The organism is Streptomyces sp. SID5464 (assembly GCF_009862985.1).
In the GTDB taxonomy this organism is placed as follows: Bacteria; Actinomycetota; Actinomycetes; order Streptomycetales; family Streptomycetaceae; genus Streptomyces; species Streptomyces chartreusis_D.
Map to the genome: position 1 here is coordinate 160495 of NZ_WWIQ01000044.1, position 14077 is coordinate 174571.

At 69.5% G+C, this 14077-nt stretch carries 10 protein-coding genes; 4 read left to right on the plus strand and 6 right to left on the minus strand.

Annotation, left to right across the window (positions count from 1 at the left end; genetic code table 11):
- Positions 1–141 precede the first annotated feature (141 nt).
- The 4 genes from GTY47_RS21910 to GTY47_RS21925 form a co-directional block, all read right to left on the minus strand.
- Positions 142–1782 carry an ABC transporter substrate-binding protein gene (locus tag GTY47_RS21910; RefSeq protein ID WP_010047844.1) on the minus strand — a complete coding sequence of 547 codons (1641 nt, stop codon included), beginning with the start codon at positions 1780–1782 and terminating at the stop codon, positions 142–144.
- 615 nt (positions 1783–2397) lie between these two features.
- On the minus strand, positions 2398–4305 hold the full coding sequence (gene typA, locus GTY47_RS21915) for a translational GTPase TypA (RefSeq protein WP_010047846.1): 1908 nt from the start codon (positions 4303–4305) through the stop codon (positions 2398–2400).
- Positions 4306–4545: 240 nt separating this feature from the next.
- Positions 4546–5223, minus strand: coding sequence for a hypothetical protein (locus GTY47_RS21920; RefSeq protein ID WP_010047848.1), 678 nt, complete (start codon positions 5221–5223; stop codon positions 4546–4548).
- A gap of 98 nt (positions 5224–5321) precedes the next feature.
- Positions 5322–7511, minus strand: coding sequence for an ABC transporter family substrate-binding protein (locus tag GTY47_RS21925; protein ID WP_010047849.1), 2190 nt, complete (start codon positions 7509–7511; stop codon positions 5322–5324).
- A 288-nt stretch (positions 7512–7799) separates the two neighbouring features.
- Here GTY47_RS21925 and GTY47_RS21930 point away from each other — a divergent pair, with 288 nt between their 5' ends.
- Genes GTY47_RS21930 through GTY47_RS21945 form a run of 4 tightly spaced genes read left to right on the plus strand, consistent with a single transcriptional unit; the run spans position 7800 to position 11710 of the window.
- Positions 7800–8090, plus strand: coding sequence for a hypothetical protein (locus GTY47_RS21930; RefSeq protein ID WP_010047850.1), 291 nt, complete (start codon positions 7800–7802; stop codon positions 8088–8090).
- Between the two features lie 53 nt (positions 8091–8143).
- The gene (locus GTY47_RS21935; RefSeq protein WP_010047852.1) at positions 8144–8980 is read left to right on the plus strand and encodes a hypothetical protein; all 837 of its coding nucleotides are present in this window, start codon (positions 8144–8146) and stop codon (positions 8978–8980) included.
- Positions 8981–8996: 16 nt separating this feature from the next.
- The gene (locus tag GTY47_RS21940) at positions 8997–10937 is read left to right on the plus strand and encodes a fumarate reductase/succinate dehydrogenase flavoprotein subunit (protein WP_010047854.1); all 1941 of its coding nucleotides are present in this window, start codon (positions 8997–8999) and stop codon (positions 10935–10937) included.
- Positions 10934–11710 (plus strand): succinate dehydrogenase/fumarate reductase iron-sulfur subunit, encoded by a 777-nt coding sequence (locus tag GTY47_RS21945; RefSeq protein ID WP_010047856.1) that lies wholly within the window; start codon positions 10934–10936, stop codon positions 11708–11710. Before GTY47_RS21940 ends, GTY47_RS21945 begins: the two co-directional genes overlap by 4 nt.
- Here the strand turns inward: GTY47_RS21945 and GTY47_RS21950 are convergent.
- Positions 11685–12680, minus strand: coding sequence for a phosphotransferase (locus GTY47_RS21950; protein ID WP_010047861.1), 996 nt, complete (start codon positions 12678–12680; stop codon positions 11685–11687). The two genes, GTY47_RS21945 and GTY47_RS21950, sit on opposite strands and share 26 nt — an antisense overlap.
- The gene (locus tag GTY47_RS21955; RefSeq protein WP_010047863.1) at positions 12677–13798 is read right to left on the minus strand and encodes a glycoside hydrolase family 18 protein; all 1122 of its coding nucleotides are present in this window, start codon (positions 13796–13798) and stop codon (positions 12677–12679) included. Before GTY47_RS21955 ends, GTY47_RS21950 begins: the two co-directional genes overlap by 4 nt.
- Positions 13799–14077: the final 279 nt, after the last annotated feature.

The window sequence follows — 14077 nt, forward strand, 5'->3', positions numbered from 1 at the left end:
GCCTCCATGCCGTGAGGGGTCGGCGAGGCCTGCGCACTCATCTACCGCAGGTGAGGGGGTGAGGTGGAGGCCTGTGCCTACGGGCCGGTGCCGCCGCTCCCCTTTTTCCGGGAGGGGCGGCACCGGCCTGCGGTCGTCTTCTTACTTCTGCTTGACCTGGATCGAGTCGAAGATCGGGTCACCGTCCTGGCCGTACTTGATCTTGCCCAGGATGTTGGTGGACTGACCGCTGTTGACCTTGTAGAACCAGAGCGGGATCGCCGGCATGTCCTTGGCGAGGAGCTGCTCCGCGTCCTGGTACAGCTTCACGGTCTCGTCGATCGAGCCGGCCTTGTCCGCCTCGGAGCTCAGCTTGTCGAACTCCTTGTTGGAGTAACCGCTGGTGTTACCGGCCGACGTGGTGCCGTACAGGTCGCGCATGAAGTTCGAGTTGACCGGGTAGTCGAGCACCCAGCCACCGCGGTACATGGACTTGACCTCGTGGGCGTCACGGGCGTCGAGGTCGGCCTGGAAGGTCGCCTTCGGGTCGCCGGTGCACTCCACGCCGGTGGACTTGCGGATCGAGTTGCAGACCGCGTCGACCCACGGCTTGTGGTCCTGGTCGGCGTTGTACTGGATCTGGATCTTGTTGCCCGGGACGCCGCCACCCTCCTGGATGAGCTTCTTGGCCTGGGCCGGGTCGAACTTGACGACGTCGCCGAGCGCGCCCTTCTTGTAGCCGAGGACGCCGGGGGCGACGTAGGAGTCGGCCGGGGTACGCGTGCCCTGGAGGACCGTCTTGGTGATCGTCTGGCGGTCGATCGCCATGGACAGACCCTGGATGACCTTGGGGTCGATGTCCTTGAACTGCTTGGTGTAGAACGCCGGGACGATCGACTGGACGGCCGAGTACGGCTGGTCGATCGCGCGGTCGCCGAGGTCCGTCTTGTAGCTGGCCAGCGCGGTGGTCGGGACCTGCTCGATCCAGTCCACGTTGTTGGAGCGCAGGTCCGAGTAGGCGGCGTCGGCGGTCGTGTAGTTCTTGAAGTCGATGCCGCCGTTCTTGGCCGCGTTCGGACCCTTGTAGTCCGCGAACTTGCGGACCTTGATGAGCTTGTTGTGCTCCCAGGAGACGAACTTGTACGGGCCGTTGCCGACCGGCTTCTCGCCGAAGCCCTTCGGGTCCTTGAAGAAGGCCTCGGGCAGCGGCGCCCACACGTCGTAGCCCAGCTTGTACGCGAAGTACGAGACCGGCTGCGTCAGCTTGATGGTGAAGGTGTTGTCGTCGACGACCTTCAGGCCCGACATCTTGTCGGTCTTCGGCTCACCCTTCTCCGGGTGCACGTCCGCGAAGCCCACGATGTCGGAGAACCAGCTGGAGTTGGTCTGGTTGTTCTTGATGTTGGCGGACCAGTTCCAGGAGTCCACGTAGGACTTGGCGGTGACCGGGGTGCCGTCGTGGAACTTCCAGCCCGGCTTGAGCTTCACGGTCCACTCGGACGAGTCGTCGTTCGGCGTGACCGACTCGGCGTTGACGTACTCGAGCTTGCCGGTGCCGGGCTCGTAGTCGACCAGGCCGGCGAAGATCGTGCGCAGGACACGGCTGCCCTGGCTCTCCTTGGCGTTGGCCGGCTGGAGCGGGTTCTGGGGTTCGCTCAGCTGCGCAGTGACGATGCCGTTCGGGTCGGCCTTCCCCTTGTTCATGTCGTCGCCGGCACTGTCGTCGCCGCCGCCGCAGGCGGTGGCGGCCAGGGCGACGACTATCGCCCCCGCGACCCACTTGGCGCTCTTGGCACCGCGCATGGGTTCCTCCTATGAAGTCATTGGTTCACCGCAAAGGGAGCACAGGACAGATCACCGCCACCGCCCGTCGCCGGTGCCGGATTTCGTCAGGTGCCCCCGCGCTCGTGAGTCGGCGCCGCCTCCAGCGCATGACCCGTTCATCCGAGCTCTACGCGCCTAACTATCTGCCATGCGCCAGGAGCGAACCACACTCTCGAGGTCTCGGTTCGATCACAGCTCGCGCCTACTTCTTCCAAAATCCGGACAAAGGGTTTGGTGAAAGATCCCTGCGAAACGGACTTGTTACACATCTATCGGTGGCGCGTGTCCGCATTCCGGACGCGAGAATGAGATATACCGCTTGCGGCTGCCGTGGCTGCCGTGCAGGCTGCCACCGGTGGCTGTCGCGCACTCGTCGCGCGCTCAAGAGGCCTCCACCGCAAGGCCGTTGTACGGGCCTGTGCGCGGGCAGAGCGCGGCACTTCCGCAGCAGGGTAGTGCGAACGGGGCGCTCCGGACGGCCGTCCCCGGCAAATCGAGGGTTTTCCCTAACCCTTCCCTTCGCGTTCCCTCCGCTTTACGACGACACCGGGCACCCCGCGAGGCGGGGTGCCCGGTGTCGTCGAACGGCAGGTGTCAGCCGTGCTTGGCGCGGCTGGCGGCGCGGGCGCGCTCGCGGGCGTCCAGGTTCACCTTGCGGATGCGCACGGCCTCCGGGGTGACCTCGACGCACTCGTCGTCGCGGCAGAACTCCAGGGACTGCTCCAGCGACAGCTTGCGCGGCGGGACGATCGACTCGGTCACATCGGCCGTCGAGGACCGCATGTTGGTGAGCTTCTTCTCCTTGGTGATGTTGACGTCCATGTCGTCGGCGCGGGAGTTCTCGCCGACGATCATGCCCTCGTACACCTCGGTGCCCGGCTCGACGAACAGCACGCCGCGCTCCTGGAGGTTGGTCATCGCGAAGGCGGTGACCGCACCGGCGCGGTCGGCGACCAGGGAGCCGTTGTTACGGGTCTGGAGCGTGCCGAACCAGGGCTCGAAGCCCTCGTGGATGGAGTGGGCGATGCCCGTGCCGCGGGTCTGCGTGAGGAACTCGGTCCGGAAGCCGATGAGGCCGCGGGAGGGCACGACGAACTCCATGCGGACCCAGCCGGAGCCGTGGTTCGACATGTTGTCCATGCGGCCCTTGCGGACGCCCATGAGCTGCGTGACGGCGCCCATGTGCTCCTCGGGGACGTCGATCGTCATGCGCTCGACGGGCTCGTAGACCTTGCCGTCGACGTCCTTGGTGACGACCTGCGGCTTGCCGACGGTCAGCTCGTAGCCCTCGCGGCGCATGGTCTCGACGAGGATGGCCAGGGCCAGCTCGCCACGGCCCTGCACCTCCCAGGCGTCCGGGCGCTCGGTGTCGAGCACGCGGAGGCTGACGTTACCGATCAGCTCGCGGTCGAGGCGGTCCTTGACCTGGCGGGCGGTGACCTTGCGGTCCTTGACCGCCGCCTTGTTGTCGGCGCCCTTGCCGGTGGCGCCGCGGCCGACCAGCGGGGAGGTGTTGGTGCCGATGACCATGGAGATCGCCGGCTCGTCGACGGTGATCAGCGGCAGCGCGACCGGGTTCTCCGGGTCGGCCAGGGTCTCGCCGATCATGATGTCCGGGATACCGGCGACCGCGCAGATGTCACCGGGGCCGGCCTTCTCCGCCGGCTTGCGGGTGAGCGCCTCGGTCATCATCAGCTCGGAGATCCGCACGCTCTGGACGGACCCGTCGCGCTTCATCCACGCGACCGTCTGCCCCTTCTTCAGCTCGCCGTGCTGGACGCGCAGCAGGGCGATACGGCCGAGGAAGTTGTCGGCGTCGAGGTTGGTGACGTGCGCCTGGAGCGGGGCTGCCTCGTCGTAGGTCGGGGCCGGGATGTGCTCCAGGATCGTGGAGAAGAACGGCTCCAGGCTGGTGGAGTCGGAGGGGACCGTCCCGTCCTCCGGCTTGGTGAGGGAGGCGATGCCGTCACGGCCGCAGGCGTAGACGATCGGGAACTCGATCTGGTCCTCGTCCGCGTCCAGGTCCAGGAACAGGTCGTACGTCTCGTTGACGACCTCGTCGATCCGCGAGTCGGGGCGGTCCGTCTTGTTGATGCAGAGAATGACGGGCAGCCGCTGCTGGAGCGCCTTGCGCAGCACGAAGCGGGTCTGCGGCAGCGGGCCCTCGGAGGCGTCCACGAGCAGGACGACGCCGTCGACCATCGACAGACCGCGCTCGACCTCGCCGCCGAAGTCGGCGTGGCCGGGGGTGTCGATGATGTTGATGGTGATCGGGTCCCCGCCGTCCTTCGGGTGGTACTTCACCGCGGTGTTCTTGGCGAGGATCGTGATGCCCTTCTCACGCTCCAGGTCGTTCGAGTCCATCATGCGGTCGTCGACGGAGTCGAGCTGGTGCGCGGCGAAGCTGCCGGCCTGCTTCAGCATGCCGTCGACGATGGTGGTCTTGCCGTGGTCGACGTGGGCGACGATGGCGACGTTGCGGATGTCGTGGCGCGTGGCCATATTGAGGCGTACTCCCGGAGTGGTGAGGAATGCCCTGCGCGTACGTCGGTGGTGCGCGGGCCCTGCCGGGCTCAACATGCCACGGCCTCACCCCATGGTACGGGTCCGCTACCGCTGGGGTGAGCCGGGATACGTCGGTGCAGGTCAGGGTCTTGCTGTGTGGTGCTCGGCGTCGGTGCCGGGGCCTGCTGGGGGCTGCCACCCCCAGAGCCCCGCTTCGGCCCTGAACGGGCCTCGTCCTCAAGCGCCGGACGGGCTGGGAGTGCCAGACCTGGCCTGTCCGCAAGCGTGCTGGGCGGCCTCCCGTGCCAGAGCCGAGTCCGGGCGCTCGTCGCAGTCGGCCACGCCGGCGAGATCGACCGTCCAGTTCCGGGCCCGGCCGGAGACGGTCCTGCCGTCCGGGCAGGTGTAGCGGAAGTCCGCCGACACCTCCCGCACACCGGCGTACCGGTAGAACTCGCCCGCCGCGCGGGGCGAGATGCGGTCGTCGTCGAGTCTCGGGGCCGGTTGCCGGACGTCGGTGAAGGCCCAGGTGTCCCCGCCCGCCTCCGCCAATGCGGGGGCGTCGGAGTCGATCTCGCCGGTCTTCCTGCCGAGCGAGAAGAGGATCTCCGCGGCGGACGGGGCCGGTCCGTTTTCGGCGCGTACCGAGGGGCTCGGGGTGTACACCCGCCGCATCGGGTTGCGCCGTGCGCCCCCGCCCGCCCCGAGCCGCTCCGGGTCGGAGATCCCGGTCAGCCGGTCGCGCGTGGTGACGTGGGACCAGCCGAAGGTGCCGTTGGCGCAGGCCGCTGCGGTGGGCCTGCCGGCCTTGTGGTCCTGGGCGGCCCCGCCGTCACCCGTGCACGCCGTCAGCCCTGTCATCAGCACGCCGATGACCAGCCCGGCCGCGTGGGCCCGCCGTACCGTGCCGCGCATTCGCCGGCTCCTCTTCCCCCGTGCACGAACGCCCGGCGCCCGCACCATGATCACTGCTGGGTTCATGGTGCGGGCGCCGGGCGGGAACGGCAAAGGAGCTACGGAGCGGATGACCCCTTCGCCGACGGGCCGGACGCCGGCTTCGCGCCCTTCTTCAGGAAGCCCATGTCCTCGTAGGCCGGGGTGCCGAAGCCGAAGGCGCCGGTGTTCACGAGGTTCTTGCGGGCCGCGATGAGCTGGGGGCGCTGGAAGAGGGGGATGGAGCCGGCCGCCGCCCAGATGCGGGAGTCGGCCTTGCGGATCAGGGAGCGGGACTCGCCCTCGTCGAGGGTGGACACGGCCTCGTCGAAGAGCTGGTCGACCTGGTCGGTGCCGACGCGGGTGTAGTTCTGCTCGACGTTCAGGGAACCGTCGGCGGCCGGGACCGGCTTGGCGTAGACGGGGCGGGCGTCGGTGGCGGGGAAGGCGGTGGCCGGCCAGGAGTAGAGGGCGAGGTCGTACTGGCCGGAGGCGATGTGGTCCTTGAAGTAGGAGTCGTCGGACACCTTGGAGATGTCCGTGCCGATGCCGACGCGCTCCAGCATGCGCGAGATGCGGTCGGCGACGGTGCGCAGCGTCTGGGAGCCGGGCCCGGAGGGGAGCACGAAGCGGAGAGTGAGGGGCTTGCCGTTCTTGGCGAGCGGGGCGGCCTCGCGGTTCGCGGGGGCGGCGGTGCCCTCGGGGGCGTACGCGCCGGGGGCGCCGCCCTGGTTCGGGTGCTTGTACTGCTTGCCGTCCTGGGCGAGGTGGTCGGCCGGGTCCTGCTTGCCGTACGCCTTGTTGTCCTCGCCGACGATGTACGTGTCGTCGTCCGACTCGTCCTCGGAGGAGCCGGAGGCCTTCTCGCCCTCGGCGCCGGCCGCCTTCTCCTCCTTCTTCTTCTGCTCCTTGACGGGGCCGCCGCTCACCCACCCGGCGTCCGCGAGCAGGGCCAGGGCCTCCTTGGTGTCCTGGCCGCCGAGGGCGCCGCTGTTGTCGGCGTAGTGGGCCTGGCCGGACAGGGCCAGGTGGCTGCCGACCGGGACGGCGGGCAGGCCCAGGGGCTTCAGGACCGCCTCGGCGAGTTCCTTGCGGTCGAGGGCACGGGCGACGGCCCTGCGGACGCGCTCGTCGGCGAGCGGGCCCTCGGCGCCGTTCAGGGCGAGCTGGGTGAAGGCCGGCTCCAGGGATTTGCGCACCTCGAAGCCGCGCAGGGCCTGCTGCTGCCGGGCGTACTTGGCGGACGCCTTGCGCAGCTTCTTGCGGGCGACGGTCTCCTCGTCGGCGGCGTCCTCGTCGGTGCCGTTGGCGACGGCCCAGGAGTGCAGGGCGTCCGCGGCGGACCGGTCGGCGCCGGGGCCCATCAGCGGGCTGCTGGAACTCTGCGGGCGGGCGGCGAGCGTGATGCGGCGGGCGGCGGTGGGGTCGATCTCGGCCACGTCGAGGGTGCCGGCGGCCAGCTCGGCGGCCCGCTTGTCGCGCGGCACGGTGCGCAGCACGATCTCGGAGAGCTTGGCGGGCTCGTCCCACCAGCGCGGATTGCGGGCGAGGGTGATCTCGTCTTCCCCGCGGTCGACCTTCTTCACCGTGAAGGGGCCGGCGGTGACCTTGAGCTTCTTGCGCGCCCCGTCGTTGAAGGAGTCCGGGGTGCCCATGACGTCCTTCGGGTACAGCGGCGAGAACAGGGAGCGCCAGTCGGCGTAGGGGCGGCTGAAGGTGACCCTGACCTCCAGGGCGTTGTCTCCGCGCTCGATCTTCTGGATGCGGTCGTAGCCCGCGTTGCGGGCGGTCCAGTAGGCGGTGTCCTTGCCGGACAGGGCGCGCCACTGGGCGGCGAAGTCGGCGGCGCCGATCTCCCGGCCGTCGCTCCAGACGGCCTGCTGGTTCAGCTTGTACAGGACGACCTGTTTGGGCTCGGTCTCGACGACCTTCGCGGACTCCAGGTAGGCGGGGTTGCGCTCGGGACGGCCACTGGCGTTCATCCGGAACATCGACGGCAGGACCGCCTGGGCGACGCGGGCGGTGGTGGCGTCGGCGTCCGACTGGAAGGTGTTCAGGGTGTCGGGCACGGAGTCCACGGCCCAGCGCAGGGTGCCGCCGTCGGCGATCCGGTCGCGGCCCGCGGGCTGGATGTCCGGTGCGGCGAGCGGCTTGCCCGCCGGGTCCTCGGAGCCGCATCCGGTGAGCGCGGGCACCGCGAGCACACCCGCGGTGAGGAAGGCGACCGAACGCGTGATCGCACGCGGGCCGACGCCGTGCTGGGGGGACATCTGTGCTACCTCCGGGAAGCCGCGGGCGTTATGATCACTTTTGGCGGTATTTGGAGTTCATCTGATGTATGCGGCCACTGAAGAGGAAAGGGTTCGGCAACACAGGGCGACACGGCGGTCACGGACGGGAAGCCACCCGTGCGGCCCAACGCACCGCACGGTGCACCCACACGCCTCGGCCAATCGATGCACATCCCTTCACAGCACAAGGTGTGACGCGCAACACTCGCAGGCGCATGAACGTTGCCGCCTTGGGCCTCGAAGGACCCGCGGAAGTGAGGGCAAGTCATGTCCGTTCACGACGAACTGACGTCAGTCCAACGCAGTCTCGACGAGCTGTTCCGGTCGTTGGGACGCCTGGAGAAGCAGCTCGGCACCGGCGGCCTGGAGATGCGCCGCGTCCGTGCCGACGCCAACCACCTGCGCGAGAGCGTCGCCCTGCTGCGCGACGTCGCCGCCACACCGGCCGCACCGAAGCGCCCGGACCTCGTCACCATCTCGGACGCGCCGTACGACCCCTCGCTGTGGGTCGACTCGGACGACGAGGGGCTCGGCGCCCGGGACCGGCGCGCTCCCTGACCCGGAGGGCGTCGAGCGACCGGCACCTCCCCCGAACCGACCGGAGTCGTCACGTGGCCACTGGTACGGAACCTCCCGCCACAGAACCCCATCCCCGAAGCGGCGGCGTACGGGCGGGTACGCGCGCCGCGATCGACGCCCCGCACCTGCGCACCGACCGCTGGTGGCTGGCCCCGGCCGGCACGGTCGCCGGCCTGCTGGCCTTCGTCGTCTACTCGACGTGGCGGGCCTTCGCCGACGCCGACTACTACGCGGCGCCGTACGTCTCGCCCTTCTACTCGCCGTGCCTGGCGGAGCGCTGCGAGCCGATGAGGGCCGGACCGAACTGGGAGATCTTCGGCAGCTGGTGGGGCATCTCGCCCGCGATCATCATCCTGATCTTCCCGCTCGGCTTCCGTCTGACCTGCTACTACTACCGCAAGGCCTACTACCGCGGCTTCTGGGCCTCCCCGCCGGCCTGCGCGGTGGCCGAGCCGCACAAGAAGTACACGGGTGAGACCCGCTTCCCGCTGGTGCTCCAGAACATCCACCGGTACTTCTTCTACGCCGCGCTCCTGGTCGCCGGGATCCTCACCTACGACACCGTGCTCGCCTTCCGCGACGAGCACTACGAGTGGGGCCACATGGGCCTCGGCACGCTCGTGTTCCTGGTCAACATCGTGCTGATCTGGGCGTACACGATCTCCTGCCACTCGTGCCGGCACATCGTCGGCGGCAAGCTCAAGCACTTCTCCAAGCATCCCGTGCGCTACCGGATGTGGCAGTGGGCGGGCCGGCTCAACGCCCGGCACATGCAACTCGCCTGGGCGTCGCTGGTGACCGTGGCGCTCGCCGACTTCTACGTCTACCTGGTCGCGTCCGGGGCCTTCGACGATCCGCGGTTCTTCTGATGAGGGGTGCGTTCTGATGTCCGTGGTCGACCGTCAGGAGTGGGACGTCGTCGTGGTGGGAGCGGGCGGCGCGGGCCTGCGCGCCGCCATCGAGGCCCGCGAGCGGGGCGCCCGTACGGCAGTGATCTGCAAGTCGCTGTTCGGCAAGGCGCACACGGTGATGGCCGAGGGCGGCATCGCGGCGGCGATGGCCAACGCCAATGAGAACGACAACTGGCGGGTCCACTTCCGCGACACCATGCGCGGCGGCAAGTTCCTCAACCAGTGGCGGATGGCCGAACTGCACGCGCAGGAGGCGCCGCAGCGGGTGTGGGAGCTGGAGACCTGGGGGGCGCTGTTCGACCGGACCAAGGACGGCCGGATCTCCCAGCGCAACTTCGGCGGCCACGAGTACCCGCGCCTCGCGCACGTCGGCGATCGCACGGGCCTGGAGCTGATCCGCACCCTGCAGCAGAAGATCGTCGCGCTCCAGCAGGAGGACTTCAAGGAGACCGGCGACTACGAGTCCCGGCTGAAGGTCTTCCAGGAGTGCACGGTCACGCGGGTGCTGAAAGAGGACGATCGTGTCTCGGGCGTCTTCGCCTACGAGCGCGAGTCGGGCCGTTTCTTCGTCCTGGAGGCGCCCTCCGTGGTGATCGCCACGGGCGGCATCGGCAAGTCCTTCAAGGTGACGTCGAACTCGTGGGAGTACACCGGCGACGGCCACGCGCTGGCCCTCCTGGCGGGTGCTCCCCTGCTGAACATGGAGTTCGTGCAGTTCCACCCGACGGGCATGGTCTGGCCGCCGTCGGTGAAGGGCATCCTCGTCACCGAGTCGGTGCGCGGTGACGGCGGCGTGCTGCGCAACTCCGACGGCAAGCGGTTCATGTTCGACTACATCCCCGACGTCTTCAAGGACAAGTACGCCGAGACCGAGGCCGAGGCCGACCGCTGGTACGACGACCCGGACCACAACCGGCGTCCCCCCGAGCTGCTCCCCCGCGACGAGGTCGCGCGGGCGATCAACGCCGAGGTGAAGGAGGGGCGCGGCTCGCCGCACGGGGGCGTGTTCCTCGACGTGTCGACCCGGATGCCCGCCGAGGTCATCAAACGGCGGCTGCCGTCGATGTACCACCAGTTCAAGGAGCTGGCCGACGTCGACATCACGGCCGAGGCGATGGAGGTCGGGCCCACCTGTCACTACGTGATGGGCGGGGTCGCGGTCGAGTCCGACACGGCGGCGGCCCGCGGGGTGCCGGGCCTGTTCGCGGCGGGTGAGGTGGCCGGCGGTATGCACGGCTCCAACCGGCTCGGCGGCAACTCGCTGTCCGACCTGCTGGTGTTCGGGCGCCGGGCGGGCTGGCACGCGGCCGAGTACGCGGCGGAGCTGGCCGGGGCGCGGCCCGTCGTGGACGACGACCAGATCGACTCCGCCGCCGCCGAGGCCCTGCGGCCGTTCTCCGCCGAGGCGGAGACCGAGGAGCCGAAGGGCGGTCCGCCGGAGAACCCGTACACCCTGCACCAGGAACTCCAGCAGACGATGAACGACCTGGTCGGCATCATCCGCCGTGAGCCGGAGATGAAGCAGGCCCTGGAGAAGCTGGCCGAGCTGCGGGCCCGGGCGCGCCGGGCCGGGGTGGAGGGGCACCGGCAGTTCAACCCGGGCTGGCACCTCGCCCTGGACCTCAGGAACATGCTGCTGGTCAGCGAGTGCGTGGCCCGGGCCGCGCTGGAGCGCACCGAGTCGCGCGGCGGGCACACCCGCGAGGACCATCCGGGGATGGACCGCAAGTGGCGCCGGATCAACCTGCTGTGCGCGCTCACCGACCCGACGGGCGGGCTGGCGGCGACGGACCCGGTCCGCGGCCAGATCACCCTCACCCGCGAGACCACCGAACCCGTCCGTGCCGACCTGCTCGCCCTGTTCGACAAGGAGGAGCTGGTCAAGTACCTCGCCGAAGAGGAGCTCTACGAATGAGCGGCTATACGGCCCACTTCAAGGTGTGGCGCGGGGACGTGGGCGGCGGCGGCCTGGAGGACTTCAAGGTCGAGGTGAACGACGGTGAGGTGGTGCTCGACATCATCCACCGCCTCCAGGCCACCCAGGCGCCCGATCTCGCCGTGCGCTGGAACTGCAAGGCGGGCAAGTGCGGTTCCTGCTCGGCGGAGATCAACGGCCGGCCCCGGCTGATGTGCATGACGCGCATGTCGGTCTTCGACCGCGAGGAGACCATCACGGTCACGCCCCTGCGCGCGTTCCCGGTGATCCGCGACCTGGTCACGGACGTCGGCTTCAACTACGCCAAGGCCAGGGAGGTCCCGGCCTTCGTGCCGCCACCGGACCTCGGTCCCGGCGAGTACCGGATGATGCAGGAGGACGTGGACCGCTCGCAGGAGTTCCGCAAGTGCATCGAGTGCTTCCTGTGCCAGGACACCTGCCATGTGGTCCGTGATCACGAGGAGAACAAACAGGCGTTCGCGGGGCCGCGTTTCCTGATGCGGGTGGCGGAGCTGGACATGCACCCGCTGGACGCGGCTGCGGAATCCGGCCTGGACCGAAAGACCACCGCCCAGGACGAACACGGCCTGGGCTACTGCAACATCACCAAGTGCTGCACGGAGGTCTGCCCGGAGGGCATCAAGATCACGGACAACGCGCTGATCCCCCTGAAGGAACGGGCGATCGACCGCAAGTACGACCCGCTGGTGTGGCTGGGCTCGAAGATCAGGCGGCGCTCCTCAGCAGGCTGAGCGCCTGCTGGAGGTTGTGCTCGGCGATCTCCCGCATCCGCTCCGGGTGCGGGAAGTCGCCCTCGATGAGGGTCAGCGGCCCCGAGACCAGGCTGAGGTGCATCGACAGGCGGTAGAGCCGCAGGCGCGCCTCGTCCAGGCCCGGGGCGCGCAGGGCGTCGTAGTGGGGGCCGAAGCGGAGCCTGAGGAAGACGTGCTCGTGCTCCACGTCGAAGTACATCAGGCCCTCGATATCGATGAGGGCCGGCTGCCCGTCGGACGTGAGCAGGACGTGGTCCGGGCCGAGTTCGCCGTGGATGAGGGTCTGGCGGTCGCGCGGGCGGACCTCGGCGGCCAGGGCGTGGATCATGTCCTCCAGTTCCCGGCGTACGGCGGCGGCACGGGGCTCGCGCCGGGCCGCTTCCGCGAGGCAGCGCAGGGCGCCGTCGGTGACGCGCTGTTCGCAGGAGACGCCGTGGGAGGAGCCGCCGCCGTCGACGACGGCGACCTTCCCGAAGCGGGGGCCGGTGTGGGCGTGCAGGGTGGCGAGCAGCTCCGCCAGCCGCTCCAGGGCCTCCGGCGCCGCCTGCGGGTCCCGGTCGAGGGCGTCCTCCAGACTGCCGCCGGTCATGTCCTCGACGACGGCCGCGTCGGCCGGGAGGTGCGTGTGCGTGCCGTCCGCGTACCGGAGGCGGGGGGTGCGGACGCCGGCGGCGGCCAGGCGGTCGTGGGCCGCCGTGAACAGGCCGAGGCCGGTGCCGTGGGAGAAGACGTCCCGGGGGTCGGGGTCCGGCTGGTCCCAGTAGTCCTCGTCGGCCGACCAGATGTAGGCGATGGCCGTGGAGTCGTCGTCGAGGGTCAGTCGGTAGACGCCCTTCTTGGTACCGCCGCGCAGGCGTTCCACACCGGACAGGCTGCGGGCCGGGCCGAGCGCGGCGCGGGTCAGGGGGGCGAGGTCGGTGCGGGTGAGTGTCCGCCGGGTCCTGGTCACCGCACCCAGTCTTCCTCGTACGCACGCCAGTCCGCGTCGGTTGCCGCGAAGTCGATGTACAGCGCGACGCCGAAGCGGGCCCGGTCGGCGTCCGTGCGGGACAGGCCCAGGCGGACGCCCCGGACGGCGGCGGGCACCGTCTCGGCGTGACCCCAGTGGTCGAAGTTGCTCTCCCAGTAGAAGGGCAGGCCCATCAGCAGGTCGGTCGAGGGCGGGGTGACCTCCAGGGCGAGGGAGGTCTGCTGGGCCACGTAGCCGCCGTAGGTGCCCTCCAGCGGCTGCGCGGTGTCGTACGACATGACGGCGATCTGGTCGACGCGGCGGGCGACCTGGCCGAAGAACTCCTGCGACCACCACTTGGGCTGGTCGGTGAAGACACCGAACACGGTGTGCAGAGCCGGCAGCGGGTCGATCTGGTGGGCGGCGACGGAGAGTTGCGCGTCCCGGGATCGGGTCTCGCGGCGCAGGGAATCGAGCAGGCTGAGGTAGGCGCTGTTGCCGGACGGCATGGGCTCCAGGTCGAGGTGGATGCCCTCGTAGCCGGTGTCCAGTATCTGGCGGGCGGAGCGGAGCACGGCGGCACGTGTCTTCGGGTCCTCCACGCGCATGCCCTCGGAGCTCTCGGTCGCCAGGACGTCGCCGAGGAAGGCCTGGACGCGGATGCCGGGGAGCTTCTCGTGGACGGCGTCTATGAACCAACGCGCCCTCGGATACACCGACTCCGGGAGCGTGCCGTCGTGTTCCAGCGGCCCGGAGTGGACGTACAGGTCACGGATACCGGTGCCTTGCAGGCGGCGGGCCAGGGCGGTGACGTCGGCGTCCTTCTTACGGCCGTCGACCCAGGCGTGACCGAGCCAGAGCGCGTCGCGGTTGCGGGTCCGGGTGCCCTGTGCGGGGTCGCCGGTGTAGTTGATGTAGAGGGCGGTTTCGACGGTGAGGAGGGGGAGGAGGGCGATGAGCAGGGTTAAGGCTGCGCGTTTGAGCCAGCGGCGGCGGCGTGGGCGAGCGGCACCGGGTTCTGGGTCGGTCTGAGGCTCGAGTTGGGGTTGGTGTTGGGGTTGAGGTTGGGGCTCGGCAGGGTCGTTCCCGTTCCGGGCTGCGCTCTCCGTGCGGTCCATGCCGTCTCCCCTCGAACCGGTGGTGCAGCTCCACCCTGGTGGTGACAGAGGTGACGAGCGGAACGGACGTTCGGTTGCGTGTGAGGGTTCGGTATTAGGTCACTGACCACCCCCGTGACTATTCCTATGATGATCTGACTGACTGAAGCTCGGAGGGGCTAGGTCCGGAGCAGGCGTCAACAGGCTTACGGGGGTTGGGAAAGCGTGATCCAGCCGGAGAAGATCCCGCAGTTCACCGGGAATCTGGAGCAGCTGGAGACGGACTACGCGGATCTGAAG